Consider the following 26,885-nt stretch of genomic DNA (forward strand, 5'->3'; position numbering starts at 1 on the left):
TCATCGCCTCCTAGGATTTGTGGCCACGCGCCAATTGGCGCTCCATAGATTGCGAGTAACGCGACATGCCGAAGCAAAAGCTCCAGTAGACCAACCCCGCAAAGAGGTAGCCGGTTGATGAGATCGTCGGGCCTGCCCAGTTCGGATCGACGCGCGCCGTTTCGACGGCCTTCAGGAAATCCGCGATGCCGACGATGGCGACCAGAGTCGTGTCTTTGAACAGACCGATGAAGGTCGAGACGATGCTCGGTATGACGATCGTCAACGCCTGAGGGAGGACGATCAGGCGCATCATGTCGAAGTAGCCGATCCCGAGCGCCTTGGCCGCTTCGTACTGGCCCTTCGGGATCGCCTGAAGGCCGGCTCTCACGACCTCGGCCATATAGGCGGACGAGAACAACGCTATCGCGATGAGCGGGCGCAACAGTCGATCAGGCGTCAGATAATCCGGGACGAAGAGCGGCATCATGAAGTTCGCCATGAACAACACTGTGATAAACGGCACGCCGCGGACGACTTCGATGAACGTGACGCAAACCGTCTTGACGAAAGGGAGTTCCGACCTGCGTCCAAGCGCCAGGATAACCCCGATCGGAAGCGAGAAGACGATACCCACGATCGACATCAGCAACGTGATCAAGAGACCGCCCCAGAGCGTCGTATCGATGACAGGCAAATGAAGCCAGGCAACGCCGCGCACGAGAACGAACGCGGCCACGGGGTAGACGAGGAAGAACAGCAACGCCGCCACTTTGCGCCGCGGAGCCTTCGTCCACAGGAGCCAAACGATGAGGATGGCGCCGATCGCCTGCGCAAGGTCCACCCGCCACCGCTCGGAAACCGGATACGCGCCGTATCGCAGGTAGTCGAACTTCTCGGCGATGAAAGGCCAGCAAGCCCCCTGGCTGTTCGCACGGCAAGCTTCGTGGCCGCCGCTCCAGACCGCATTGAAGATCGCAAAGCTCAGGAAGTGATGCAGCAGCCACGCGGCGAGGAGGACAAAGCATACCGTCAGCGCGCCTGAAGACGGCGTCGAAAACAGGTTCTTTTTCATCCAGCTCACTGGACCCGGTCGAACGTCCGCGGGAGGCGCCATGGCTGGTATGAGCGCGCTGACGTCAACTGGCGAACGCATGGACTGATCGCTCATCCGTCACCTTTCAACGATTGCAAAATGTCGGTTACACGCGTTCATGGCCAATGACGTGGCAAGGGAGATAACGAGATAGACCGACAGGGTAATCGCCATGACCTGGACGGCGGCTCCGGTCTGGTTGAGCACCGTGCCTGCAAAGATCTGAACGAGGTCGGGATAGCCGATGAACACGGCAAGCGACGAGTTCTTGATGAGATTGAGATACTGGCTTGTCAAAGGGGGAATGATGATGCGCAGCGCCTGGGGAACGACGACCAGACGAAGCGTGTTGCCCGGCGCCAGCCCCAGCGCATGCGCAGCCTCGGTCTGGCCCTTTGGCACTGCCTGGATTCCACCTCGCACGATCTCGGCGATGTATGAACCGGTGTAGACCGACAGACCGATCAGGAGAGCGGCAAACTCCGGATAGAGCTGATGCCCGCCTTGAAAATTGAAACCCCGTAGCTGCGGGGCGACGAACGAGACCGGCTCGCCAGCCGCCAGGAACAGGACCAGCGGAAGTCCTATCAAGGTCGCCAGACTGACCAGAAGCACCGGCAGCTGCCTGCCCGTCCGTCTCTGGATGCTCCTGGCGCGAAACCAGAACGCAACGCAGCAGGAAATGGCCGCAACGAATGCCAGGCCCACCAGACCCGCTCCCGGATGCAAATGAATCTCCGGAACGATGAGGCCGCGATTGTTGAGGTAGATGCCGCCGGGAATGGCGATGGACGCCTTCGGCGAGGGCAACGGCTTGAGGACGGCGTTGTACCAGAACAGCAGCTGCAGCAACAACGGAACATTGCGCACAAGCTCGACATAGGCGGTCGCCACCTTCGAAACGATCCAGTTCGGCGACAGGCGGGCAACGCCGATGACGAAGCCAAGCAAGGTCGCGAACAGGATTGCGAGGAGACTGACGTAGAGGGTGTTGGCCACTCCCACCCAGAACGCCTGACCGTAGCTGGACAATGCATCGTACGGTATCAGGGTTTGATTGATGTCGAAGCCGGCAGACTCATTCCAAAAGTCGAATGAGAGCGGAATCCCCCGGACCCGCATATTCGATGCAGTCTGCATGCCGATGCCCAGGGCCAAGGCCAGCAGGCAGCCGGCGAGCAAGAGCTGGTAGAAGATGCCCCGCACCTTCGTATCGTGCAGCGACAACCTCCTGCGCGACGGCGCGGGAAGCGACAAATGGGACATGGGCTGTTCCTATCGGGTCCGTGCAAGGCGCTGACGGTACCACGCCAGCGCCTTGCAACCGTGCTTTGCTTAAAGCGCGTCGCGTTTGAACGGACTCAGGCGACGCGCTTTAGGGTCTTTGTTTTTATGCATGTCGTTGTCTCAAAACCGGGGCCATTTTTGAGCGACATGCGTTAGCGGATCGGCGGAGCGTATTGAACGCCGCCTTGGTTCCAGAGCGCGTTCATGCCGCGCTCCATTTTCAGCGGCGAATCCTTGCCGACATTGCGATCAAACACTTCGCCGTAATTGCCGACCTGCTTGATCACCTCGACCGGCCAGTTATCGCCGAGCCCGATGTCCTTGCCTATGCTGCCGTCCACGCCAAGCAAGCGGCGGATGCTGGGATTGTCCGACGATTTCATGGCATCGACGTTCTTGGAGGTGACCCCGTATTCCTCCGCGGCAACCATGACGTAGAGCGTCCACTTCGCCACATTGAGCCACTGGTCGTCACCCTGCCGCACGGCCGGACCAAGCGGCTCCTTGGAGATCAGCTCGGGAAGAACAATGCTGTCGTCCGGCTTGGCCATGCGAAGCCGCGACGCGTTCAAGGTGGAGGTGTCTGCGGACAAGACGTCGCAACGTCCCTCCTCATAAGCCTTCACTACAGCTTCCTCGTCCGCGAAACCAACCGTCGTGTACTTGATCGACTGCGAGCGAAAATAGTCGGCAAGGTTCAACTCGGTCGTGGTGCCCTGGGTGACGCATATCGATGCGCCGTCAAGTCCCTTGGCTGACGTGATATTGTCCGCCTTGCGCACCATGAACCCCTGGCCGTCATAGAAATACGTGCCGGCAAACAGTATGCCTAGCGACGTATCGCGGGACGATGTCCAGGTTGCGTTGTGGGCGAGAATGTCGATCTCTCCCGACTGCAAGGCGGTGAAGCGATCCTTTGGCGTCAATGGGATGAACTTGACCTTTTGCGCATCCCCGAGCACGGCAGCGGCCACGGCGCGACAATAATCGACGACAAATCCGGTCCATTTGCCTTCATTGTCGGGAAGGCTGAAGCCAGCCGTGGCCGAATTTGTGCCACAGGTCAGCACGCCATTTTTCTTGACATTGTCGAGGGTTGCGGACCACGCCGAGGAGGCGGTGCACGCGATGGCGAGGGCAAGAAGGCCCTTGAACGTTGATCTCATTTCGGCATTCCCCTGTTATTGTTGAAGGGAATGTGCTCTCCAGCCCAAGTATTCGTCAAATCGATTGTTCTCATGGTGAAAATGAGCGCTGCTCATAGTTGCGAAGCACTCGCAGCTGAAAAGCGGTTGAGTGGTGAAGCAGCGCGCGCGACCTATTTTACGGCCGACCCCGGTGCTCCGACGGTGTCTTGGTGTCTCTTGCTCCGCGATTCGTTGTAGATTCCCACGATGATTTCCCGGAGCCACCTGGTTCCCGGGTCATTCGCCATCTGGCGATGAACAATAAGCCAGGCATTCACATTCGATATCGGAAGGGGTGGCGGGACCAACGTCACCTCACTCCTCTCATCCAGCATTTGCAGGATGGCATCACCGCAATGGGTAATCAGTTCAGTGCCGCGAAGCGCCCAGGGCAGCACCGGATAGTTCGAGATGGTCGCAACGACATTGCGGCGAAGACCCATCTGTTTGAGGGCGGCATCCGCGAGGCCTTCCGCCAGGCCATCTGCGGAAATCTGGAGGTGAGAACTGGCCAGATAGGTTTCCAGCGTCATTGCGCTTCTGGCGATCTTGCTTCCACTCCACACCGCGCAAAACAATCGGTCCTGGCCAAGCTCCACCTTCAAGAGACCTGGGTCGTCGCGTATCGCTGCTCCCGTCAGCGCGCAGTCAACTTGTCTCAGATAGACCGATGACCCGATTTCGGGTCCGTTTGCGGGAATGACGTTCAGCGTCGCGCCAGGAGCTTGCCTGGAAAATTCTCGAATGAGGCCCGGGATGAAAACCATGGCATGATAATCTGTAAGTCCAACGCGAAAGTTGCGTCGCGTCGTTGCTGGATTGAAGATCTGATGCCGGTCGATCGATGCGCGGATCGTTGCGAGTGCGGCGGAAATATTCGACAGCAGCTCAACTGCCCGGGGAGTTGGCCGCATCTCGCCGCCATCTCTGGTGAACAATTCATCCTGCAATAGATACCGAAGCTTCGACAGGGAGTGGCTTACAGCTGATTGTGTTCTGCCCAATTCGGTAGCCGCCCGCGTCACGCTCCTTTCCCGCATCATCACGTCAAAGACCCGCAATAGATTGAGGTCGATATCGTTATAATTCATGGAATTACCTCATCTGCGACCTGAGACCGCACCAGGCGGCACTAACGCGTTGGTTGCGACGGTGACAGATGGGGCACGAAGAGTGAAGACAGAGGTCCGGCTTTGAAACTCTGGCGGTTGAACAGGTGACGGCGACCGCCGGATCGCTCCGCGGCATTTCTGAGCCTGGCTTGGCGAGCAAGCCGGCAATCCGCCATGAACCCAGGGCGAGCATGTGAAGTAAAGTCAGCCGCACCCGCTGGGATGGGAAATCGCAGGCGGTTTCAAGGGCTTGATAGTGGCGGAGAGAGCGACAGCCATATTGCTGTCTCATATCGTCTCAATCAATGCAAATCATAAGGTAATATCAATGATTTAATCTAAAATGGCTGTCTCGCGCCGTTGCAATCCGCATCATCCAATGCCATTATTTTTGGCGGGTAAGATGATGGGATAGAGAAATGCCGAAGATCGCGAAGGAACTTTCAGCACTAGCCGTCAAGAACTTGAAACACCCCGGATCGACCACACCCGGCAACGCTGTATTTGCTGTCGGTGGTGTTGCCGGGCTCATGCTCCAAATCACGCCGGGCGGCGGCCGATCGTGGCTATTGCGCACAACAAACGTGAATGGCCGGCGTTGCGAAATGGGTCTTGGCGGGCATGACGTATCATTGGGCGAAGCCCGCGAGCGGGCGAGGGCAACCAAAGACAAAATCCGCAGCGGCATAAATCCGCTACAAGAGAAGCGCGACCGTCGCAAAGCCGCGATTGAAGCCGCAAAGCGCCATCTCACATTCCGCGATGCCGTTGACAAATTCCTTGCCGACACACTGGCGGAATTCAGAAACGAAAAGCATCGGAAGCAATGGCAATCCACGCTGGACACGTATGCAATGCCCGTCATCGGCAATCTTGCCGTTTCCGAAGTCACCAAACATCACATGGTCGAAATCCTTAAGCCGATCTGGACGACCAAGACGGAGACGGCCACGCGTTTGCGGCAACGTTGCGAACGCGTGCTTGATTGGGCAAAGGCACACGGACACCGCGAGGGCGACAATCCGGCAGAGTGGAAGGGCAATCTCAATGCCATGTTGTCCAAGCCAAGCAAGGTTGCGACAGTCGATAATCAGCCCGCCGTTCAGTTGAAGGACGCGCCCACGTGGTTCGCAGCATTGCGCAAACGCGAAGGCACGGGTGCACGGGCATTGGAATTCGCGACATTGACCGCTGCGCGATCGGGGGAAGTGCGCGGCATGGAATGGCCTGAAATCGATTGGCACGCCAAATTGTGGACGGTGCCGGCATCGCGAATGAAAATGAGGCGGCCGCACGTTGTGGCGCTATCCGATGCGGCAATGACAATCCTAACTGCGATGAGAGAAGCCGCGGCCGCCGACACAGAATATGTGTTTCCCGCGATCCGTGGCGGCATGCTGTCCGATATGACGTTGAGTGCTACCATGAAGCGCATGCACGAAAGCGAGATCGAGGCGGGCCGCACGGGCTGGCTGGACAAGAACTCAAAGCGCCCAGCCGTGCCCCATGGGCTGCGGTCAACGTTTTCTGATTGGGCAGGGGAGTTGTCCGACTATCCCCGAGACATGCGGGAATTTGCGCTTGCCCACGCCATCAACAGCGACGTTGAGGCCGCATACCGGCGCGAAACCATGATTGAGAAGCGCCGCGCCATGATGAGCGATTGGGCTAAGTTTTTGCGCGGTGGGAACTGACCAAAGCACTAAAACATGAGCCTCGGCAACGCTGGCCGAAGGCGATAAGCTCGCGAGCAAAACGGAACGCTAAGCTGTTCAGCAACATCGATCGCTGATCGCATCGGGCGAACCGGAATTATCAGCGGTGGCGCTGAGATGTTTCCGCTCAGTTCGACTGGCGCTGCATGACGCCACCTCTAATTTCGCCTGGCTAAGCGCACGCCGGGCCCACCACCATTCTCTGGAATGAATTCGATGCCAGCGTTCTCCAGGGCGCCCTGTACCGCCTGCAGTGTGTTGTCGAACAAAACCTCGCCGCGCTCCAATCGCGCGATAGTGTTGGGAGAGACCTTTGCGAGGGCAGCAAGCTCCCGAATGCCTAGATGGAGAGCTGCCCGCGCCATCCGACACTGGGCCGAAGTTATTGCCATCCGTAGTAACCCTGTTACTAAATTGTTGCATTTGCTCGCCATAGATAGTAACACTGATACTACCGTTGATGCCGACAAGCATCTTGAGCGGTTGGACAGGTGCGGTCACACCTGTCCAACCTAACCACAACCCCAGCTTTCATGGAGCTCGGATCATGGATGATTCCGACAATAGCATGAGTTTGTCTTTCGTCACCCGGCGGCGCCTGCTGGCGGGTACGGCCACGGCCGCCGTGGCATGGCCCTTCCAGGTAAAGTCGCGGGCTGCCGAACTGAAGGACGGCCGCAGCGCGGCCGATCCTGCTCTCTGTCTGTGTGGCAACTGGCAAAAGATCCATGATGAGACACTGGCGCTGTGCCGCGAACAGCAGCGGTTGGAGACACACCTCGCGAGGACGGTCGGCTTTCCCTGCGCCAAAGTGCGTCTTGCCGATGGTAGGGACGTGACGCTCCATTCCATCGAGAGCCTCAACGATGTCTACTCTCCGGAAAATGAAATCGAATGGGATAGGGCGTTTGCAGATTTCGCGGCACACCAGGCGCGTTGGGATGCTGCTGATGATGAGATCGGCTATTCGAGAACAGACGAACTGATCAGGCAATCGGAAACAGCCGAAAGCGCACTTCTGGATGATCTACCGCAGACACCGGCCACGTCCATCGAAGGCATTTTGGCCAAGCTCACGGTCATTCTGCGTGACGGTGAGCACTGGGAACATCCTGACGATTTCCCCTGGCCGCATATCCGATCTGTGCTGGATGACCTCGTCCGCCACCATAAACATCGATCCGGCGATGATCGCGATCGATCGGGCAATCGTTAGCCGACGGACCTTATAGGCGGTGAGGATGCAGCCTGCTTAGAAGAAAGCCGGATCGGAGGCAGCCCGTCACGGCCGCTTTGCTCCAAAGTTGCCTTGGCTGAGCAACCCATCTTGTTGGGCGCCAAGCCGACTATCGTTTCTGGTTTGCCGTGTTCGCTCGCCTCGCCGGCGCTCCTAATGGACATGGGCTCAAGCAACAGTTCCGCCGCCGTGACCGCTGCGTCTCGATGAAGGCCAGCTTTCTGCGCAGTGTGCATCACCCTCATCACAACTTGTCGCCCTCGTCTTGCGGACGCCACGAAACGGGATTGGTGATCCAGCGACTGATGTCGGATTCATGCCAGCCTGCACCGTGGATACTGATCTGGATCTGGCGTGGGAAGGTGCCTTCGGCGATCTTGCGATAGATCGTGGACCGAGACAAACCGGTCCGGAAAAGGACGGTTTTCAGGCGGATGATCCGGTCTGCTTCAGGCATGGTCGCGCTGCCTCTCGCTGGCTGGTTCTGACTGCTCCTGATCCAGAGAGGACAGACACTTACGGGCTCGCAAGAGGGTTTTCCGGGTCGTCGTGCCCCGGCGTAGAGACGGCGGCAAATCGGACGGGTCTAGAGTCCAATGCCCCGGCCTCGGCCGAGGTCGATGCCGTGATTGAAGGCGAGTTCCAACCCGAGACGACGGCCTGATTCGAAGGTGATGCCGAGATCCCCCTTGCGGTTGGCGAGGATGGATTCAAGCTGCGGATCGCGTTCGAGGCTTTTGGCCATGTCACCCATCGCCGATCGCGTGGCTTTGTAGCCGGACATGTCGCCCGCCTGATACTGGTGCTGGCTGGTCCGGTCCAGTTTGTGCCAGCGTTGTACGAAGCGGTCGGCACGGCGGCTCCGATCGGTGCGGATTTCGGTTTCAAGCTGCAGGGCGCGGATGGCGCGATTGACCTTGCCACCGCCGGCCTCGCGAGCAAGGCCCGCGTCCTTGATGTAAGCGGCCTCGGCATCGCGCCAGCCATTGGGCCGCACCTCCTGGAAGGCCTTGCGGGCGTCAGCCAGTTCGCGCAACAGCGCCGGGCTGGCCCTGCTACGGGCATCCGCGGCGCTGAATATGGCGTCCACAGCGCGGGCATGACGCACGAGCGCATCGGTTCGGGTTTTCCGCAACGCCGCTTGCCCGTCCTCGGCGATCTCTCTGGCGGGCGCGGCGGGTTCGAGGCGCACTTCCTCTCTTTCCGGCCTGCGCATGGCGTCGAAGTCGGGCGCGCCATCTGCCGAAGGGCGCCGGCCGTCGAACATGTTGCGTAGCCTTTCAGGCACGACCTTGCGTACGATCTCTGCGACACGCTCGCGAAAGCTAATCCCGCGCCGCTCGGCATAGCTCTGCGCCGGGTCGATCTGGTCGTAATCCGACGCCATATCCTTGGCGCGGTCGCGTGACAGCGTCCGGACGAGCCGTTCGCGCGTCGCGAAGTCATCACGACCGTAATGCAGGTCCATCCTGTCGCGATGCCGCGACAGGGCAACGTAGCTGCCATGGGCATCCATTCCTGGCGTCGCCAGCACATGCGTGCGGTCGACGGTCATGCCCTGGGCCTTGTGAATGGTCGCAGCATAGCCGTGGTCGATGTGGGCGTAGTCCTTGAAGTCAAAGCGCACAGACCTGCCATCGTCGGTTTGAACCGTCATGGTTTGCGCGCTGACCTCTTCGATCACGCCGAGCGTGCCGTTCTTGACGCCAAGCCCGCGCTCGTTGCGCAGAAACATGACCCGGTCACCGCTGGCGAAGTTCCTTGCACCGCGTTCGACATCCACCTGAACTTCGTCGCCTAGATCGCCGGCAGCACGCATGCGGTCGCGCGCTGCCTGGTTGAGCGCGCGCACCTCGTCGTTTGTGTGAGTGAGAATGATCCGGCTTGTGTCAGGCTCTGCCTGCCTGTCGTGATCCCAGCGCTCGACAAGATCGCTGCGCACCTCATCGCGTGAGGCAGCCTGGTGCACCATGCTTTTTACGTCATAGGCGCCGATCGCGGCGCCGATCCTGCCGGTTGCAAGATCGCGCGTTGCGTCACGCTGCCAATCCTCGCGCTGCCGGCGCACCTGGCCCATCTCGACGCCGCCGTGACGTTCGTGGATGGAACGGAATGCAGCACCCGCTTCGATCGCCTGCAGCTGCTGCGGATCGCCGACCAGCACGACTTTTGCGCCTACGCCCGCCGCATGGGAGAGCACGCGCTCCAACTGGCGAGTGCCGACCATGCCTGCCTCGTCGATCACCAAAACATCACGCGCGGTGAGCAGGTCGCGGCCCTGCCCCCAGCTATGTTCCATGCTGGCGATGGTTCGAGACGAGATGCCGGAACCGCTTTCAAGATTCTCGGCCGCAATGCCGGAGAGTGCAGCGCCTCGAACCTCGTAGCCGGCTGCTGCCATGCCTGGCGCGCCACGCCAAGCATCGCGCTCTTGCCGGTGCCGGCAAAACCGACAACGACACCAAGATCGCGACCGTCCGTGATGTGATCCAGTGCATCGCTCTGCTCGCCTGACAGAACAAGGCCATGACGATTGGCATCCGCCAAAGCAGTCACACGATCCCGATCACTCACCGCATGACGTTCCTCTCCGGCCATGCGTTCCGCCGCGCGATGCAGCCGCTGTTCGGTCTCGATCATATTCTGGGTGGTGAACCGATCGACTCCACGGCCGTCCTTGCCCAGTTCGACCAGATCGGGCGCGTTGCCGATCGCGCCCATCACCTGGTTGAACTGTTCGATGCCATCGCTGTGCCGATGCGCGAACTTCGCCATGTCCTTTCGAGTAAAAGTCGATTGCTGATGCGTGATGGCATCCAGCGCCACGGATGGATCGGCAATGATGCGCGCGCCATTGTTGCGCGCGATCTCACGATGCAGTTCGGCGCGATCTGCTTCAATGCCGTCAGCGTCGAGGCCACTGCCCTCAATGCGCTGAGCCGGCGCACCGATCTTGGTTTGCGGCTCCAACGAAATGCCCTGCGCTTCCAGACTGCGATGATCGATGCGGACGTCGATATCGAGTTCAGCTAGGCGTTCATTGGCAAGTTCCGCCCATCGCTCGCGCCAGCGCTCGACCATCTGGGTAGCATTCCAGTCTCGAACCTTCGCCCCGAAACCGTTCTCATCGACTGAACGCATGGTGAGCATAACATGAGCATGCGGCTTGGGACTGCCATTCTCCGCCCTGTCCCAATGCACATTGAGGTCCGCGACCATGCCCTGGCTGACAAACTCGGCCTGCACGAAGTCGCGCGCCAGCTCGATGCCTTGTGCCTGGCTCAATTCACGCGGGAGGGCGAACTCCACCTCGCGGGCGAGCTGGGCATCCTTGCGTACCTCGAAAGCCTCGACATCGTTCCAGAGCCGTTCGCGGTCGTTCCAGGCTTCCGGCGCATTCTCCGGCAGCATCACCTCGGAATGGACGACACCGCGCTTGGCCGAGAAGTCATGGCTCCTATCAATCCGCTCATCGCGCAGCCGCGCAGCCGAGCGGTAGGCAGCCGATGCCACAGCACTCGAGCCAGCCTTGCGGCCAATGACCTTGACGTGAAGATGATAGATCGCCATCGCGACCAGATCATTTGCACGTCAAACCGCACGTCGGCACGACGTATAAGCGCGCCCTCCCTCGAAAAATTCTCGGGATGGACCAGCCCGTCCCGGGGTGTCTCGGCAACTCTGCAGCCTTCCGGCAGGCCATCCCCTATCATTGCCGCATCGACAATCAATGGAGACGGCCATGCGTAAGCCACGAGACTTCGACGCCGAACTGAAGGCGCTGGAAGACAAAGCGCGAGAGCTAAAAACGCGGAAGGTGCAGCAACTTGGCGAACTGGTGATCGCCACCGGCGCCGACCAGCTCAGTACCGATGAACTGGCCGGTGCATTGGTCGCAATCGCCGAAACGGTAGACACCTCAAATCGTGAGGCATGGGCCAAGCGTGGGGTGATGTTTTTCGAAAGCAGGTCCCGGCGAACTGCTCCGGCATCTCAGCGCAACCCTCGCGGCGCTCCAGCGCAACCGGGCAGCACACAATCGCCGGCAGGCGGCACAGGCTCGCAATGACATGCGCACGTGGCAGGTCGAGCGCCGCAAGCGTACCCGACATCTGATCGAACTCGGTGGCCTTGTCGTCAAGGCAGGCATCGTCGAGCTGACTGCCGATGATCGCGCTACCATCTACGGCGCGCTGATCTGGATTGCCGCCAAGCTGCAAAGCGATGAAGGCGAACATGCGCGAAACCTATGGACTGCGAAGGGTATGAAGGCGTTCGATGGTGAAGGACTTGATAGGCAGATGGGCCGGCGAACGTAGCGATGGTCGCCGAACAGGGCGAGCCGAAGCCGTCCACCTGGTCACAACTGTTCAGTGCGAAATTGGTCTTTCACATTGACGGGGACGTTCGGCACATGTGATCTCGCGCCGACGAGACAGCGCACCCTTCACACGGGTGGGGTTGTCGCAGGTTCAATCCCTGCATCGCCCACCATCCAACCCCTTCGAAAGGTTGGATGAAACGGCCTCAGCCAAAACCTCTGAAAACTACCACTGGGGCGTAACTGGCGCGTAACCCAATAATATCGGCTCCAAGTGCAGAATCTTGGCCGGATGAACTCGACGCTCCCAGGTCCGAGTGGGGGTGCGAAGCACGGGCGCGAATAGTATGTCTTAAGCTTGGCGAGCGCCAAATGAGGGGGACGATCAATGTCAGACATCGACCACGCGGTGGTTGCGGCAGCAGCAAAAAAGCGATTTGACACGGCTTATGACCGCACCAAAAAGCTTTCCGACTTCGTAGGCATGCTCACCCGCTTGGCCTTTCTAGTACTGTTGGGCACTTTCGTGGCGAGCGACCTAGGCACTGGCTTCAGCTTCTCAGTCGTGACCCGATGGTGCGCATTGCTGGCCATCAGCGGAATTTCTATCAAGCTGACGCTGATGGTGGGGGCTGTCATAGGAGCGAAGTTGACCGAGTATACAAACTCGCAGTTTGCGCGGGTCCCTGGTGGCGTGAAGCGTTGGCATCCAGCACGACTCGCCATCGAGTTATTCTGTTTACTGGCAGTTCTCGGGCTTAGCGGTTCTCTGATTTCATATGGGGCTAGGCTGGCTGAGCGGATGTCTGACCACACCCACATCCAGAGCCAGTGACGCGCTCCGAGTCTGTGGAGCTCTCGAACTCCTCCACCGTAAATGGTCAGGCCGCCTCCTTCTCGAAGCGCAACTTATCTGCTGGCGCGTCGTGTCCACTCGTGGTTTAGACGGGCAAGACTACGGCCTTCCCCGCACCTGAGCGACAACCTTCCATCCTGCGGCGGCCAGAGTCCCGCCTGTTTCGGTGGCTAAGGTATAGGTCACGAGCATGTCGGTAAACACCTGCAAGCGTCTAAAGAGGCTCGGATCAAGGAGTTGCGCTTCGGGATCAAGCCGTCACCAGCGGACAAGCCCCGCGTCGGCAACGGGAGGCCAAAGGGAGGCGGGTTGACCTTGCCCCTCTGATCTAATCCGGTTTGAAGTTCGTTCTGGCCCATCGAGAGGACCAGGACATGAAACGTAGCCGCTTCTCTGAAGAGCAGATCATCGGAATTTTGAAGGAACACGAGGCCGGAGTCTCGGTGGCCGATCTGTGCCGCAAGCACGGGGTCAGCGACGCCAGCATCTACAAATGGAAGGCGAAGTATCGCCCATCGCCTGCCCTTCGACCACGCTCCCTAAATTGGCACTGATATCGACGAGCGCAGTTTCGGCCAGCAAGATCTCGACTAGGCGCGACGCCAGCGTTCGCACGCAGCATGCGGCCGACCCGACGTCGTCGCCGGGACGGGTCAACAGCAGCGCGTCGCGTAGCGCCGCTTCGTCCTCAACCTTGTCGAACAGCCACAGACCCGATATGGTCTTTCCGCCTCAGCAGAGTTCTCTCAAATGCCCATGACCCGAGAGGAACATATCGCTTGGTGCAAGCAGGACGCACTTGAGGTTCTCGCCGAAGGTGATGCCCTTGCCGCGATCGCGAGAATGATCAGCGACATGCGTCTCCATCCCGAGACGTCTGAACCGATCCCCGATGGACTAGTTCTCTTCGCACTCAAGTCCGCGGCAGTCGGAGACTTCCGATATGTGCGTCAGTTTATAGAAGGGTTCAACTAGGCACAATCGTCGATCGTGGATTATTAATTCGCTAGCGAGTTGGGGAAGATCATCATTCGATACTACTTGTCGATGCAAGCTCGGTATGCTAAAGCACTTTGCGTAGCAAAAGGAGGAGCAGGTGAAAGTCAAACTTGTGCCACTGTCGGTAAAAAAGTCCGGCAACGCCTCTAAAACGTGCATATTGCGGGCTAGCAAGTAACGCTAGGCCGTCAAGGGCTGGAGGCTCTTCGCGCGTCCAGCCCTAACAAAACGACGAAGGCGGGGTGCATAGCGTTAAAGCTTGTGCTGCCGATGACCGGGCAACACGCGATAGCTCCAGACCGTGTTTTGAGGCTGCAGCCAAGGCGGCGGGGGTAAGCTTCGCCTCTTCATGACCATTCCAGGGAGAGGGCTTGGTGCGCCGGACACTGTGTAGGAGTGTTGTTTGCGAACAAGCGGGCGAGTCCGTGCGCCTTCTTGATACCAGAACCCAGTTTCACGTTGAAATAGCGGGCATTGACGAGGTCTTGCAGCAGACCGCGCTTCTGCCGGAGGTTGTGGCCAATTTCGTTGAACCTCTCGGGTTCCTGGATGAAGACATTCCCCTTGGCAGTCTACGGGCCAAGCAGCGCCCTTGGCGCAAGCAGCTTGCGGACCTGCACAGGAACGCGGTTCTGTCAGCCTTTGTTCAGAGACTGCGGGAAAGTGTTCCTTACTATCGCGAGAATAGTCGCGAACTGGAGGCGAAATCAGGCTTCGTTGGACTGCCCCAAGCTCCTCGGCTGTCAAAAGCCGATCTCCGCGAGCATTGGGCTGACATGCTGGATCCCCAAGTCAGCATAGCAGGCGGGCTGACCGATGGATCGCTCGAAATCGCCCAGACGAGCGGCTCATCAGGCGAGCGGCTGCAGGTCATCGCCCAGCTCCGTTCCGACCACTTGCCGCCTTACCCGGAACAGGTCTGGGGTATTGCGCCGCTACCTGACGCCGTGCGGGCAGCAGTGATCACAAGCCCCAACTGCGTAGTCAGATATTGCGGCCTGGCATCGGCGGCGCGAGAGGATCGCCTGATCGAACGAACGACGCTTCATATTGCTGGAAATCATGACATTTTTCACGCGGACGACAGTCTCGTCCGACAGTTTGCAGAGGATCTTGAGAGTTTCCGCCCCGACATTCTGGTTGCGAATCCGGTCTATCTCAACTGGCTTACTGCCCGGGCAAGGGGACTTGGCTTGCATTTACCCTCGGTTTCCCTAGTACTCGTAACTTACCAGTACACTCCTACGCTGCAGCGCCGCGCGATCGAAGCAGCCTGGAAAGCTCCCGTTTATGACATTTATTCGGCCACTGAATGCGGCGGCCTGGAGGTGGCAGTCGGCTGCCGATGTGGGCACTGGCACGTGTTCGAAGACCACAGTTTCGTCGAGATAGAAGCCTGCAAGACTGCTGGCTTGCCGCCTGGGGTCGGCGATGTGCTGATAACCACTCACGCCAGTGAGGTCATGCCTCTCCTCAGATACGAGATCGGCGACCTGGCAGCCTGGTCTGAGGTCGATTGCGAATGCCCGCTCAGCGACTGGCGCACTTTGATCTTCCACGGACGCTCTCAGGAAACACTTCTAGCGGGCCGCCGCCGCGTCACGACGCGGCAGGTCGACAGTGCGGTCGCTGAGGTCGCCGGTATTGCGTTTGCGCAGGTGTATGCCCAAGATGGTGGATTTTGCGCAGACGTCATTCCGTCCGAATCTGGAGGCTTCAAGGCAAGCGAGCTGCGGGAGGCCTTTTTCGATAAGTTTGACATACGCTCCCTCAATGTCAGAGAAGTCCGCGCGCTGCGGCCGCTGCCCTCCTTAAAGTACCCGCTGGTGCGTCCGGCGGCGTAGAGAGGCGTTTCCCATCATGCCATCCGGCCTTCGATCTGACTTCCCGATGCTTGAACGCCGGGTGGCGGAGCGTCAGGTTATTTACCTGGATTCGGCGGCTACTGCGCTCAAGCCCCGCACGGTAATCGAGGCTGAGCGCAGGCACGCGACTGAGGTAACCGCCAATGTCCACAGAGGCAACCATGCTCTTTCGGAAGAAGCCTCGGAATTGCACGAGGCCGCCAGATGGACGATGGGAGAATTCCTCAACGTCGCCCCTGCCGATGTGATTTTTGTCCAGAATGCGACGGGTGCGATCAACGTGGTGGCGTCCGGGTTGGGTCTTGCAAGGTCGGACAGGATCCTGGTATTCAGCTCCGAACATCATTCCAACATCCTCCCCTGGATGCGGGCGGGGCAGGTCGTCTGGCTGGATGTACCACCCGACAAGGCGGTCGGCCTCGACTTGGTGGCAGACGCTTTGGCGAAGTATCGCCCCCGCCTGCTGGCGTTTGCACATGTCTCAAATGTCTTCGGCGTGGTGCAGCCTGCCAGGGAGATCTGCCAGCTTGCACGCGAAGCCGGCGCGCTTAGCTGCGTGGACGCGGCACAGGCGATCTCCCATTTCCCGGTGGACATCCAGGAGATCGGCTGTGATTTCTTGGTTTTCAGCGGCCACAAAATGCTGGGCCCTCCCGGCATTGGCGTCCTAACCGGAAGGCGCGATGCCCTCGAGATGATCGAAGCGACGGCTCTAGGCGGCGGCTGCGTCACCTCGGTGACCCGGCATTGTTACTCGCTGAAGGCTTTGCCCGGCCGCCTAGAGCCGGGCACTCCGAACATCAGCGGTGTACTGGGACTCGCCGCCGCCGCCGACTACATCGTCAAGATTGGCTGGGAACAGATCCAGAACCGCAACCGGACGCTCGCTGCGTGTCTGAAGGACGTGGTGAGCAAATTGCCTGCCTGCCGCGGACTTTATTGCCGGGACGAGTCGACAGTGCCGATCGTCAGCCTGTTTGCGCCCGACGCTGTCGTTCGGATCGAAACAATTGCATCCGCGCTCAGCGATGAGTTCGGGGTGATGGCCCGGGCAGGGTTCCACTGTGCTTATCCGCTCCATGAGGGTTTGGGCCTTTCGGGAGGCACCCTGCGGCTATCTGCACATTTCTATAACGAACCTGCCGAAATCGGCTGCGCTGGTGAGGCATTGAATGTGCTGCTGACGCGTTTCCAGCGGGCAGGGGAAGGATGATGGCCTGATGACAAACGAACTCCAGCTGTCCCCACGAATCTTCTGGTCACGCAACCTGCTTTGCCTGGTGAGCTGCCAGATGGCTTACACGGCCGCTGGCTCGGTTTGCTTAGTGGTGAGTGGCCTCGCAGGCTTTTATCTGGCCGATCACAAGATACTGGCCACATTGCCATTCGCCCTGATCCATGTAGCGACCGCCCTGGTCACCTTCCCCCTTTCGCTGCTGATGCATCGCCTGGGGAGAAAGACGTGCTTTATCTTCGGCTCGCTGGCAGGGGTGGCTGCCGCAATCCTCTGCATGACAGCGATTGTCGTGCAGTCATTTCCGCTCCTGTGCGCTGGAAGCGCCTTGTTTGGAGTGTTTCAAGCAACTTCGGAATACTATCGCTTCGCCGCCGCCGAATCGGTGGCCGAACGTGCAATTCGCCAGGCGGTCGCCTGGACGATCGGACTAAGTCTGGTCGGAGTGCTTGTCGGCCCGCAGCTTGGCGCGGTCCTCGATGCGGTCCTCGCGCCACCGATGTTCCTGGGCAGCTACGCCGCTGTCGCGGCGTTCTCGATCGCATCGGCCATCCTTGCATTCGGCATTGAGGACAGGCGGTCACGTGTTCCGGTGGCGCACGTCGGCCGGAGCCTGGGTGCGGCCCTTAGGCGGCCCGCCGTCGGATTGGCGCTGGTGGCCTCGGCGGTCGCGTTTGGCGTGATGGTAACGGCCATGACGGCATTGCCGGTCGCCGCTGTAGGTTGTGGCCTCAGTGTCGGGGCGACCGGAGGCATCATACAGCTGCATCTGATCGGCATGTTCATCCCGTCGATGTTTGCTTCCCGGCTCGTGACAAAGTTTTCGGCGCGTCAACTCTTGAGCGCTGGCGGCGTCATCATGATCGCCGGATTGGGAAGCCTGTTTGGCGCAAAGGCGTTCATCCCGTTCGCGATGGGACTATTCCTGGTCGGCGCGGGTTGGAACTTCGTGTATGTGAGCGCCACGGAGATTCTCGCCAGCATTCCGGATTCTGAGGAGCGGGCGACGGCGCAGGGGTTCAACGAACTGCTTGAGTTCGCGATCATTGGCGCTTGTGCGCTCGGCGCTGGCGCATTCTACGTGCTCTTCGGCTGGAACACCCTCATCATCACGCTTGCCACGACTTCGTTGTGCCTGCTGGGGGTCATTCTCGCCAGCACCGTAAAACTTCGCTTCGCACCGTGATCTCGGTGGCTGGGACACCAGCGGACCGATGTCGATCCCGACGAAAAGCTCCCCGAATTTCTTGGAGAAAGGCGAACCGGAGGCGTTCTGGATGGCAGTTGAGTTCAATCTCAAATCAGGCCTCATCCGGATGGTTTTCTTCAGACGAGATCGCAGTGAACTCAGGCGCATCGAGGTCGGGACAAGAACTGTTCCCACCAACACGCTAAGGTCGAATGGAGCATGAACGTCATGCGGCGCCGAGATTTATTCCGAGAGGAACTCTTCGCGTTGGTCTGGGAAAGGCTGTCGCAAAGGAGCTCGGCGTTTCCGATGTGGCACTCGCGCGGTAGGCCCTTTGCCGTTGGCCGAAAGCCGCTCTGGGGAGCGCAGGGGAGCGCCGGCCAAGTTTGGGCCCTCGTGTGATCGGCCGATAACCGTTTAGACCCTAATGCGCGGAACTACGCGCTCTTCTCGAGAGCTCAGAGCATAGGCTGCTCGTTCCGACAGTGGCCTTCCCCATCCCAGGACAAAACGCTCCCACCGGTTTCGACGCCTAGTGCGGCCGATGGATCAAGGGAGCTTGTGCACGTGCACATCTACTTGGCATAGCCGTGCCAGGTCGCGCCTATCCTCGTCCCGCTTGATCGGGAAAGCGCCTAGAAACCAGTCCAGGATGTCCTTAGGCGTCGGCGCGGCCGGTCCTGCCCAGGCTGCGGCAATGGACGTGTGCAATTGCATCAGCGCCGCACGAGCTTCGTCCGTCCTGCCTAGCTTGCGCAGGGCAGCCGTTTTCCAACCGGCAGTGTCGACGATTGCGTTCTTGGACCGATCGGCCGCCGCGATTGCGGCTTCGAAATCTCCGGCAAAATAGCGGATTACCGCGATGTGTGACCACTGATAGTCCAAAAACATCGATGTCAGATCCATCGCACGCCCCAGCAGACGCGACGCAGAATCGACGCGGCCCATGAACGCCATGCCCAAAGCAGCCGACACCAGTGTCTTGGGACTGTTGGGGTTGAGTTCGGCGGCCAGTTCGTAGTGCACTTCCGACTGTTCGAAGTGTCGGGCCATGGCTGTCGACCAGGCGACGACCAAATGATTGCGTGCATCCAGGGGATCGAGCGCCACGGCGCGTTGGGCGAGCTCGGCAGCCCTCTCCGTTATCGAAGGATCGGCAGCAATTCCCGGCCGGATAAATTGTCGCGAATTGTGGATGCTGGCCAAACTGGCGTAGGCAGGAGCGAAGTTCGGGTCGGCAGCGATCGCGCCTTCGAACAGCCGTTCGGCCTCGTCTTCGGCATCTGGCGTCCAGCGAGTCAGCAAGTCCTCGCCGCGCAACCAGGCATCATAGATATTGAGATTTTGCGGGAGGCCCCTGACCTGGCGCGACAGCCTGTCATGCGAAAGGTAAACCTCCAAAGTGGAAGCAATCCTTCCGACCAGCTGCCTCTGCAAGGCGAGCCAGCTTCCAAGCGAAAATCTAAACGAATCGCTCCAAATGACCTGGTTCGTGCCGGGATCGCTTACCGAGACGATCAACTGCATGTCGTCTTGGTTGTCCACGCAATGGGCCGTCAGCAGATAGTCCGTGCCGGGACTTTCGGTTGCGGCATCTTTCAACTCGATGACTGTGAACTCGCGAAATTTGGATAGATTGGCGATTAATTCGGAGCGGAATCCCCAGACCAAAAGAGAAATTTTCTTTGTTCGAGCCTCAAACTTTGCGACCGCGAGCGTTGGCGCGGGTCCGCTCGGCCGCAGTGATTTCTTTTTGTTGAACAATAGGGGCTCCGGACCCTTAAGCGCCTCGGCCAAAGCCGTCGTTTCCATGCTAGGCAGCAATTGATATCGTTCGCTCAGAAGGTCGCGCAGATTTTCGTAGACGCGCATTGCGGCGGCGACATTCTGCAGTTCCGCATGGTGACGGATGAGACAGCGCGCAGCGCGCTCATGGCTGGGCTCAAGCACCAGGAGGGCATTAGCTGCCCTGCGCATTGCAGGTTCGGATATCTCGAACCGTTCCAGCATGGCCTCCAAGGCCTCCAATGCGTGGTCACGCCAGTTGTGTCTGGTCACGCTCAGCCACGCGCTGAACAGGTCGCTGGTGTCTTCCAGGCCGAATAGGATCGCGTCGGACCAATCCGATCGTCTGAGCAGCAGGTCGTCAATCTTGCCCTCTCCAAGATCCTTCAATATGCGAACGACATCGACGGTGATGCGCGAAGGGCTCAACCCGATAATATTCCCGCGCCTGAGAATTCCTGCCGCCGAGTTGCCCGCAATTGATCTTTCGGCGATCTGCAGGCAGTTCGCCATTGCACGCCGAGCAGCTACCGGGCTTCGTTCTGGCCAGATCAAGGTAGCCACCCGGTCATGCACGTCCTGAAAATTACTGGAAAGTGCGAGATATCCGATCAGGGCCTGCGCTTTCAGGGAACGCAGTGCGATTGCTTCGCCATCTTCCCTGTAAAGGCCAAGCCCATCGATGACCGAAATCAGTTGCTGATGCCCGTTATCCGGGACATCAGCGACATTGGAGGCAACCACGTTGTAGAGCGTCAGCGGCTCAGGCATGTTTTTTAATGCGGGCCGCCCGGCGAACCGAAAACGCCACCGCCCGGTGTTGCGGGCCGCCCAATAGACGTCTTGGGTCACACACACACCGCCTGGCTCAGCCATAGCCTGCACTCGGGCAGCCACGTTTATCGCATGCCCGAATACGTCGCCGTCACGGCGATGAACCTCTCCAATATGCAATCCGATCCGGAACCGACTGTAAAACGCTCTCCTGTCCAGGAGCTCAGCCAGGCTATCCTGCATGAAAATGGCGTAGTCGATGGCGTTCGATACACCCTCGAACAGTATCAGGACCCCGTCGCCTGTCGTCTTGATGAACTCGGCGCCGAATTCCTCGCAATGGGTTTGGAAGAGTTGGAAACACTGCGAAACGAGATCCAGGGTCCCAAGTTCGTCGGCCGCGGTTAGCCGGCTATACTGAGCCAGGTCCGCAAACAGGATCGACTTGAGGGTCGCTCGCTCCAATCTCGCTCCCATGGTCGCCGCCCAATGCCCCGTCGATTATGTTATTGTGCTCCCCAACACAGGTTTAGTCGACGGTACAACGATCTGATGCCAAATGCTTTCATGGACGGTTTTAGCGACCTTATCAGGGTCGGCGAATTGTTCGACGTGATTGACCTGCCGGTGATGGATGTTCCGGCTCATTTCGCTGTCGCAATCCCTAGCGATGCTCTGTTGCGGATGCCGTCAGCGCCGCGCGCAGCAATGCCCGAAACGGGGAGGCTGGCGAGCGGCCGAGGATTGAGCATCAACGATTGCCGAGCGAGTTGCCTTGGCGAGGCAGCCGAGCTCTTCAGTTGCTGCTCGTGGGGTGACGAGCCGTTGGTCACCGCTACGGTCGACGAGATCGGATCGGCGGCAATCTCTCCTGAAAGCTTGAACGGCTTCAGTCCCGATCAACTCGCCGCCCGCGCCGTGTGGAACAAGGAAAACACCGGCTTCGATTGGCGACCGCCGATCAGGGATGAATCAGCCGCGCTGAACTGGCTGAGGGTTGAAGATGCATTTGGAGGGGATGCCGCGTTCATACCGGCAGACTTCGCTTTTATAGGACGTCGAGAGGCTTGCGATGAGGACGCGATCGCCATCGGCGATAGCAGTGGTTGCGCAGCAGGGACTACCGCAGACGCTGCGAAGCTTGCGGCTATCTTGGAACTAGTCGAGAGGGATGCGACCGGCAGGTGGTGGTATGGCAGAAGGCAGCGCCAAACTATTGATTTGTCCTGCCTTTTGGGCATCGAAACGCTTGTGGACTGGCTGTTGGATCGCGAACGTCGAACTTGGCTCTTCAATATTACCTCAGATATCGATATCCCGGTGGTGGCTGCCGCTTCAGCAGAACCGGACGGCAAGGATGTCACGCTAGGCTTTGCCGCGGGCACAAGCCTGCAGTCCGCCGCGACAGCCGCCTTGACCGAGATGCTTCAAATGGAGATTTCGCTCGGGGCTTCCCCAGCGCTTGGAGACAAAGCTGGCACTTGGTCACGATGGCGAGAGAAAGTCTCAATGGAAACCCGGCCGCTGGATATGGCGCCGGTCCAACACGTCGCGCCAAGTCTACCTCATCGCGCGATTGAAAGCGACCTGCCGGACGTGCTCGACGCCTTGGCGCACAGGGGAATCGATTTGTGGTTTGCCGAAATGACCCGCCCGGAAATCGGCATTCCGGTGTTTCGCGCTTTATCGACCCGCCTTTGTCACTACAAACCACGGTTCGCAAGAGCCCGTCTCCTTGCTCCCGATGGCCGCGATTTAAGCTACGACGCCGCTTCGCCAGCGGACCAGCCGCTGCTTTTGATTTAGTGTCTCAGCGGCATGAGCTGATCGTGCTGTTCCCACAGATTTTCATCAACACGCGTGTTGACGAGAGGGCGCTGCCCATGATGGCGATACTAAGTTCCAGGGGCATCCGCCCAAGTCGCCCGCGAAGAGCGGTTCCTGACTGACCAGGGGGACAGATTTACATAGAAGTTCTCGGCAGCGGACCAGGGCAGCGGCATACTTATCGAAGGTTAAGTGGTCGACCGCAAAGCCTGTGGTCCTGGCGTCTTGTAAGCGCTGGTGCGGTCTCGGGCGAACGTGGGGGAGCGGCAGCGCTTTTTCGGCGGCGATGGCGCTCCCCGCGTTCAAAAAAACTCTGGGCAGCGTTAGCGCGACTGTCCAGACAGGTTTGCCTCTAAGGCGCTCGCATTGAGCCTGTTTCGGCGATTGGCCGGTACCGGCATGATCGCGCCAGGCGCATGGTGGTCGGCAACCAGGGTTGCGCAGTCATCCGGGGCTGGAGCCCAGCCTGCCAAGGGCGGTCCGGCCGGTCCGGCCCTTTCTTATTTCTAAGTGAGCGGACCAAAGACGTCGAAGGGCTGGCAAGCGAGAGGTAGTAGTGGAAAGATTGTCGCGACCCGGATCGGCCGGACCGATCGGTTCATCATGCATCCCGGTGGAGAGCTTGCTTGGTGCAGCGTCGAATGGCGGGGTTTGGGCCGTGAGCGGTCGGTCCGCTATCAGAACGCGTTTAGCGGATAGCTGCCCATCGAGCGTATCGTTTTTTAGGTCCTCGAGGTCCAGCCAAAGTGGTTCACTCCACATCGTCTCACTTGCGAGATCCGTTGATCGGGCGCATAGAATGAGAGGCTAAGCTGGGAGGCACGTTTATGGCACGGCTATACATTAAGGACAACGATGATCCAACGCGCCCGAGCAAAGATGGATATTCCAATTTCGCCCTGAAGGCGATCTTAAACAATGACAATTTTAAGGCGTTCGTCGGCGCTCACGACGACGACCGGGCTGATCTGGTGCAGCAGCATGCGGGCACAGATTCGATGGGTCGAAAATGCGATGTTACTCACCTATTGATTGATGGAGGCGAGGAACCCATTAACCATGGGAATTGTCTGGTTGAGATAAAAGAAGATTTGCAGAAGAAAAGTTCAAAGTCGAAGCACAACATTTCACTGCCCAAGCAATGGACAAGCGGGAATGAGGTGCCGGACATCGCGTATTTGGATAAATATGTCACTGCGATTGTTGAGATCGCGAAGGACGAGAAAGATCCAGTCAAGGCAAGAAACTTCCTTTTCGGGCTGATGCTTCTCACACGTTGCAGATAGCACGTGCGCCGGCGCTGTAAGCGACACACTGATGCAACTTCCGCCGTTGCAGAGTCTTTGAAGGCGGGGCGATGAGAAGGCGGTGTAGTATTGCCGGCGCATTGGCGGCGCTTTTGGTCGGTAGTGTCTCTTCTGAAACGGTTGCTCGCCCAAGACAATGCCCTGCGAGCCTCGATCAAATCGTTACCAAACAATCGTTGATCGTGACATTGGAAGATTGGCCAAACTTCTTCTCTAAGGCACATTTTAGTTTCGCGCGCACCATCGATGCCATTCTAGCGAGCCTCAAAGTTGACCCAGATGCCAATCGCATCGGCTTCGTGCAAACTCTCCTCGACGCTTACGACATTGACCGGCAGAACAACCCCGACAGTATGCTGCCCATGTCGATCGAGAAGCAGCGGGATAACAATATCCCGAGCGCTGACATACTCTTGGATGCCGATACCGGACTACGACCCGTTGCTCTGGTCAATCGCCTCGACCGCGCCCCGCGCGACGGGGCTAACTGCGGCGAATACCGGATCGTGTACGCGATGAAGTACCGGTTGCAGACAGGGGGGTGGGGGCGCTTCTTCCTCAACTTTGAGGCAGTGCTACCCAATCCTGACCGCGAGCGCGGGATCGCCGGCTGTATGCCGGTTGCTGAATTCTGGAGCGGTCTGTCTGGGAAAGCCGAAGAGCAAATGGCGGCGGAACTTGAAACATTTTACTACGATGGCTTAGGTTCAGGCTTTGTCGCAACGGTGCTGGCCAAGAACTACGGTATACCGGACGGGCAAGTTCGCGGCAATGCTACGCTTAACGGCCCAGAGCACTGGCAGTTGCGTGAATGGAAGCTTGTGCCTCCTTCCAAGACCTCTGGCGTGGCCTTCCGAATCGAGACCGTGAAGAACAATGCCTTGGCAGAATTTTACCGCGACGACAGTAAAGGCGCGAGAGACGGGAAAGCGCAGAGGCAGCAACGGATAGCCTATCAGCAGGCCTTTGTTGATCAGTACCTGCCTCAACTTTTCAGTCCCGAGCTTACATCAGGGCCTGCGCCACGCGACGATCCAGCGATAGCGGCCTACATGCTCAGTCTGTTGAACGATTTCGGTGCCGCCATCGAAAATCGGTTCAACGAATTTCAGAACATATCTTCGAACTCTGAGGACGATCCTGAGTTGGAAGCCTCAGGGCTCAAGCCGAGAATTGTTGCAGCACTTTCCCAGTTGGACCTCTTATCGAAAGGCGTCTCGTCAAACGAGGCCCTGGCAAGGGCGGGAGCGATTACATGCGGGGGTTGCCATGAGTTCTCGAACGGCAAGACCGTGGGGCACGTCGCCGGTAGGGAGATTAACTGGCCCAACAGCCTCGGTTTCGTTCATATCGACGAAAATGGGAACACCTCTCCAGCGCTCCGGGAATGGAACCTGCCATGGAGACGGCAAAAGCTATATGAAATGCTTTGCACTGAGCCAAAATTGCCGGAGCCCGGTTTCGAGGAGGAGCTTGTCTTGCGGAATGAGTTGGCAGAGTTGCTCACCGCGCTGATCGAGAAGAAAACGTCCCTAGAGGGCCGAGAAACGGACAATCGATTCCGTTCGTTGGTCGATAGGTTGACGAGTATTGATCTCGAAAAAGAGGGTTACTTCGTCCGTTACCGCCGCACGCACTAGCAGTGGATAAGGTCGGCGCCAACCCCGCTATCACGCGGCTTAGCCAAGATGCCCAGGGCCGCTTCTCTCAAGGCACGGCATGGAATTTATCCGGCGCGATCAGGCAGTCAAGAGCGGTACATACCTAGGCTATGAAGCCGCAACCCTACGGTCACGAAGTCCAGATCGCCGTGTCCTAAGGGATCGTGTCGTAGGTGAAGTTGTAGTCTCGCAACACGTCGGTCGGTTGGTACTCGTCCCCTTTGCCATCTATGCGTCCCCGTTCGGAGATAAGATGGAGGTTCTTGCGAGCGCGCGAACTGACTACATACAGTAGCTTCTTGGCGCTATCCTCACCGTTCGGGTCTGCGAAGTGGGGCACCATGCCCTCAAGCAGCGCATAGGCGATTACTGAATCATACTCAGCGCCCTTCACGCCATGGATCGTTGAAACAGTGATCCCAAACCTGTTCTCGAATACCTTGCGAAACGAGCCTATGTCGCCGATGAATTCGGCTCCCTCCTTCGCAAGCTTGTCGATACGCTCCTTCGAGCTTTCGAAAAATGCGGCGTGATGTTCGACCAATACAGGTACAGCTCGGAAATCAATTCCGAGCCGCGTAAAGAGGGCATCAAAAAACCGAGCGAGAAATTTCAGCCCATCTTCTTCTAAAATCGAAACGGAGTTGCACTCTCTGAGCAGCGATTTTTTCGAGAGGTTGCTCGTATCGATGCCGGCATCTTGCAAAGCGGACAAAATTTCCCCAGCCCATCGCAAGCGCATATACATTTGCGGCGAGGCTTCCGTCAGAACGATCCTCGATAGCTTGTACCAGAAGTTGTCGAGGTCTCGGCCGAACGGGACCAAACCAGGGCCATCGAAACTATAGGTTGGCAGCGCAGCCACGAGCTTTCGGGTCATACTCGCCAGGTGCATCCACCATGGGGCGACGATGCAGACCTCCTGGGGAAGGACGCCAATCGTCTCAACATTGTACTTTATCAGCCTGACCAACTCTTCAATAAGGTCGTCTCGTTCAATGGTAGAATTGAACGATATTAGGCTCGGATAATCCCTATTTTTCCCGACAGCGACGATCTTTGACGGAAAGACCTTATAGTTGTCGAAGTAGCTGACAATTCTGGACGATGAGCGAAAATTTTCAGACAGCTCCAGCTCCTTGAGCTCGATCCCTGCCAATTTTCGTGTCTCGTTTGCTGTGATCGCGTAACCGCCGAGCGAGTCATAAATCGCCTGGTTGGGATCGCCGACGATGAATGTTCTGACCTTGCCTTTGCCCGCCCTAAGAATTGCGGCGATGATCGCGTACTGGATCTCCTTTGTGTCCTGAAATTCATCGACGAGAATGTAGGAAAATATAGAGCCCAGCAGCATGCTGATCGAGGGATTGTGACCTTGCCCCTCTGATCTAATCCGGTTTGAAGTTCGTTCTGGCCCATCGAGAGGACCAGGACATGAAACGTAGCCGCTTCTC

General features: G+C 58.6%; 19 protein-coding genes and 2 pseudogenes. 12 read left to right on the top strand and 9 right to left on the bottom strand.

Features of this window, described 5'->3' with window-relative positions; translation table 11 throughout:
* Positions 1-10: 10 nt before the first annotated feature.
* From NKH22_RS18545 to NKH22_RS18560, 4 genes are all read right to left on the bottom strand, one after another.
* Positions 11-1,135, bottom strand: a complete 1,125-nt coding sequence (locus NKH22_RS18545) for an amino acid ABC transporter permease (protein ID WP_031207836.1) — start codon at positions 1,133-1,135, stop codon at positions 11-13.
* Between the two features lie 18 nt (positions 1,136-1,153).
* A complete protein-coding gene (locus NKH22_RS18550) occupies positions 1,154-2,341 on the bottom strand; it encodes an amino acid ABC transporter permease (RefSeq protein WP_352910425.1) in 1,188 nt (395 codons plus the stop codon).
* Between the two features lie 173 nt (positions 2,342-2,514).
* The gene (locus NKH22_RS18555; RefSeq protein WP_023686475.1) at positions 2,515-3,528 is read right to left on the bottom strand and encodes an amino acid ABC transporter substrate-binding protein; all 1,014 of its coding nucleotides are present in this window, start codon (positions 3,526-3,528) and stop codon (positions 2,515-2,517) included.
* Positions 3,529-3,680: 152 nt separating this feature from the next.
* Complete coding sequence (locus NKH22_RS18560; RefSeq protein ID WP_023804663.1) at positions 3,681-4,640, bottom strand: LysR family transcriptional regulator; 960 nt, start codon at positions 4,638-4,640, stop codon at positions 3,681-3,683.
* A 440-nt stretch (positions 4,641-5,080) separates the two neighbouring features.
* Between NKH22_RS18560 and NKH22_RS18565 the strand changes: the two genes are divergently transcribed.
* Entirely contained in the window at positions 5,081-6,355 is a 1,275-nt protein-coding gene (locus tag NKH22_RS18565) for a tyrosine-type recombinase/integrase (protein ID WP_352463091.1), read from the top strand.
* A 179-nt stretch (positions 6,356-6,534) separates the two neighbouring features.
* On the opposite strand, the gene NKH22_RS18570 is transcribed toward NKH22_RS18565, so the two are convergent.
* Entirely contained in the window at positions 6,535-6,741 is a 207-nt protein-coding gene (locus tag NKH22_RS18570) for a helix-turn-helix domain-containing protein (RefSeq protein ID WP_023825501.1), read from the bottom strand.
* Between the two features lie 182 nt (positions 6,742-6,923).
* On the opposite strand from NKH22_RS18570, the gene NKH22_RS18575 reads away from it, so the two are divergent.
* On the top strand, positions 6,924-7,592 hold the full coding sequence (locus NKH22_RS18575; RefSeq protein ID WP_352910429.1) for a hypothetical protein: 669 nt from the start codon (positions 6,924-6,926) through the stop codon (positions 7,590-7,592).
* Between the two features lie 265 nt (positions 7,593-7,857).
* On the opposite strand, the gene NKH22_RS18580 is transcribed toward NKH22_RS18575, so the two are convergent.
* On the bottom strand, positions 7,858-8,070 hold the full coding sequence (locus tag NKH22_RS18580; protein ID WP_352463089.1) for a helix-turn-helix transcriptional regulator: 213 nt from the start codon (positions 8,068-8,070) through the stop codon (positions 7,858-7,860).
* 129 nt (positions 8,071-8,199) lie between these two features.
* Positions 8,200-11,183: pseudogene (gene traA / locus NKH22_RS18585) on the bottom strand (Ti-type conjugative transfer relaxase TraA).
* Between the two features lie 172 nt (positions 11,184-11,355).
* On the opposite strand from traA, the gene NKH22_RS18590 reads away from it, so the two are divergent.
* From NKH22_RS18590 to NKH22_RS18620, 7 genes and pseudogenes are all read left to right on the top strand, one after another.
* A complete protein-coding gene (locus NKH22_RS18590) occupies positions 11,356-11,682 on the top strand; it encodes a conjugal transfer protein TraD (protein ID WP_352463087.1) in 327 nt (108 codons plus the stop codon).
* A gap of 1 nt (position 11,683) precedes the next feature.
* Complete coding sequence (locus tag NKH22_RS18595; protein ID WP_352463086.1) at positions 11,684-11,932, top strand: conjugal transfer protein TraD; 249 nt, start codon at positions 11,684-11,686, stop codon at positions 11,930-11,932.
* Between the two features lie 390 nt (positions 11,933-12,322).
* Positions 12,323-12,769, top strand: coding sequence for a hypothetical protein (locus tag NKH22_RS18600; RefSeq protein ID WP_352463085.1), 447 nt, complete (start codon positions 12,323-12,325; stop codon positions 12,767-12,769).
* Between the two features lie 395 nt (positions 12,770-13,164).
* Positions 13,165-13,299 (top strand): annotated as a pseudogene (locus tag NKH22_RS18605) (transposase); the annotation flags it as partial.
* Between the two features lie 915 nt (positions 13,300-14,214).
* Positions 14,215-15,633: a phenylacetate--CoA ligase family protein gene (locus NKH22_RS18610; RefSeq protein WP_352463084.1), complete on the top strand. Its 1,419-nt coding sequence runs from the start codon at positions 14,215-14,217 to the stop codon at positions 15,631-15,633.
* Between the two features lie 16 nt (positions 15,634-15,649).
* Complete coding sequence (locus NKH22_RS18615) at positions 15,650-16,867, top strand: aminotransferase class V-fold PLP-dependent enzyme (RefSeq protein WP_352463083.1); 1,218 nt, start codon at positions 15,650-15,652, stop codon at positions 16,865-16,867.
* 7 nt (positions 16,868-16,874) lie between these two features.
* A complete protein-coding gene (locus NKH22_RS18620; RefSeq protein WP_352463082.1) occupies positions 16,875-18,074 on the top strand; it encodes an MFS transporter in 1,200 nt (399 codons plus the stop codon).
* A gap of 552 nt (positions 18,075-18,626) precedes the next feature.
* Here the strand turns inward: NKH22_RS18620 and NKH22_RS18625 are convergent.
* Positions 18,627-21,101, bottom strand: coding sequence for an adenylate/guanylate cyclase domain-containing protein (locus tag NKH22_RS18625; protein WP_352910435.1), 2,475 nt, complete (start codon positions 21,099-21,101; stop codon positions 18,627-18,629).
* 102 nt (positions 21,102-21,203) lie between these two features.
* Here NKH22_RS18625 and NKH22_RS18630 point away from each other — a divergent pair, with 102 nt between their 5' ends.
* From NKH22_RS18630 to NKH22_RS18640, 3 genes are all read left to right on the top strand, one after another.
* The gene (locus NKH22_RS18630; RefSeq protein ID WP_352910438.1) at positions 21,204-22,442 is read left to right on the top strand and encodes a YcaO-like family protein; all 1,239 of its coding nucleotides are present in this window, start codon (positions 21,204-21,206) and stop codon (positions 22,440-22,442) included.
* A gap of 848 nt (positions 22,443-23,290) precedes the next feature.
* Positions 23,291-23,749, top strand: coding sequence for a hypothetical protein (locus NKH22_RS18635; protein ID WP_352910440.1), 459 nt, complete (start codon positions 23,291-23,293; stop codon positions 23,747-23,749).
* A gap of 197 nt (positions 23,750-23,946) precedes the next feature.
* Positions 23,947-25,410, top strand: coding sequence for a hypothetical protein (locus tag NKH22_RS18640; protein WP_352910443.1), 1,464 nt, complete (start codon positions 23,947-23,949; stop codon positions 25,408-25,410).
* Positions 25,411-25,585: 175 nt separating this feature from the next.
* On the opposite strand, the gene NKH22_RS18645 is transcribed toward NKH22_RS18640, so the two are convergent.
* Positions 25,586-26,885: UvrD-helicase domain-containing protein (locus NKH22_RS18645; RefSeq protein ID WP_352910446.1), on the bottom strand; the 1,300-nt coding region annotated here is incomplete at its 5' end.

Origin of the sequence: Mesorhizobium sp. M1252 (genome assembly GCF_040318265.1) — a bacterium.
Lineage (GTDB): Bacteria > Pseudomonadota > Alphaproteobacteria > Rhizobiales > Rhizobiaceae > Mesorhizobium.

Bases quoted from the DNA above. Each gene is read 5' to 3' on its own strand.
- NKH22_RS18545 (WP_031207836.1), bottom strand. From the start codon at position 1,135: ATGCGTTCGCCAGTTGACGTCAGCGCGCTCATACCAGCCATGGCGCCT.
- NKH22_RS18550 (WP_352910425.1), bottom strand. From the start codon at position 2,341: ATGTCCCATTTGTCGCTTCCCGCGCCGTCGCGCAGGAGGTTGTCGCTG.
- NKH22_RS18555 (WP_023686475.1), bottom strand. From the start codon at position 3,528: ATGAGATCAACGTTCAAGGGCCTTCTTGCCCTCGCCATCGCGTGCACC.
- NKH22_RS18560 (WP_023804663.1), bottom strand. From the start codon at position 4,640: ATGAATTATAACGATATCGACCTCAATCTATTGCGGGTCTTTGACGTG.
- NKH22_RS18565 (WP_352463091.1), top strand. From the start codon at position 5,081: ATGCCGAAGATCGCGAAGGAACTTTCAGCACTAGCCGTCAAGAACTTG.
- NKH22_RS18570 (WP_023825501.1), bottom strand. From the start codon at position 6,741: ATGGCGCGGGCAGCTCTCCATCTAGGCATTCGGGAGCTTGCTGCCCTC.
- NKH22_RS18575 (WP_352910429.1), top strand. From the start codon at position 6,924: ATGGATGATTCCGACAATAGCATGAGTTTGTCTTTCGTCACCCGGCGG.
- NKH22_RS18580 (WP_352463089.1), bottom strand. From the start codon at position 8,070: ATGCCTGAAGCAGACCGGATCATCCGCCTGAAAACCGTCCTTTTCCGG.
- NKH22_RS18590 (WP_352463087.1), top strand. From the start codon at position 11,356: ATGCGTAAGCCACGAGACTTCGACGCCGAACTGAAGGCGCTGGAAGAC.
- NKH22_RS18595 (WP_352463086.1), top strand. From the start codon at position 11,684: ATGCGCACGTGGCAGGTCGAGCGCCGCAAGCGTACCCGACATCTGATC.
- NKH22_RS18600 (WP_352463085.1), top strand. From the start codon at position 12,323: ATGTCAGACATCGACCACGCGGTGGTTGCGGCAGCAGCAAAAAAGCGA.
- NKH22_RS18615 (WP_352463083.1), top strand. From the start codon at position 15,650: ATGCCATCCGGCCTTCGATCTGACTTCCCGATGCTTGAACGCCGGGTG.
- NKH22_RS18620 (WP_352463082.1), top strand. From the start codon at position 16,875: ATGACAAACGAACTCCAGCTGTCCCCACGAATCTTCTGGTCACGCAAC.
- NKH22_RS18630 (WP_352910438.1), top strand. From the start codon at position 21,204: ATGGACGGTTTTAGCGACCTTATCAGGGTCGGCGAATTGTTCGACGTG.
- NKH22_RS18635 (WP_352910440.1), top strand. From the start codon at position 23,291: ATGGCACGGCTATACATTAAGGACAACGATGATCCAACGCGCCCGAGC.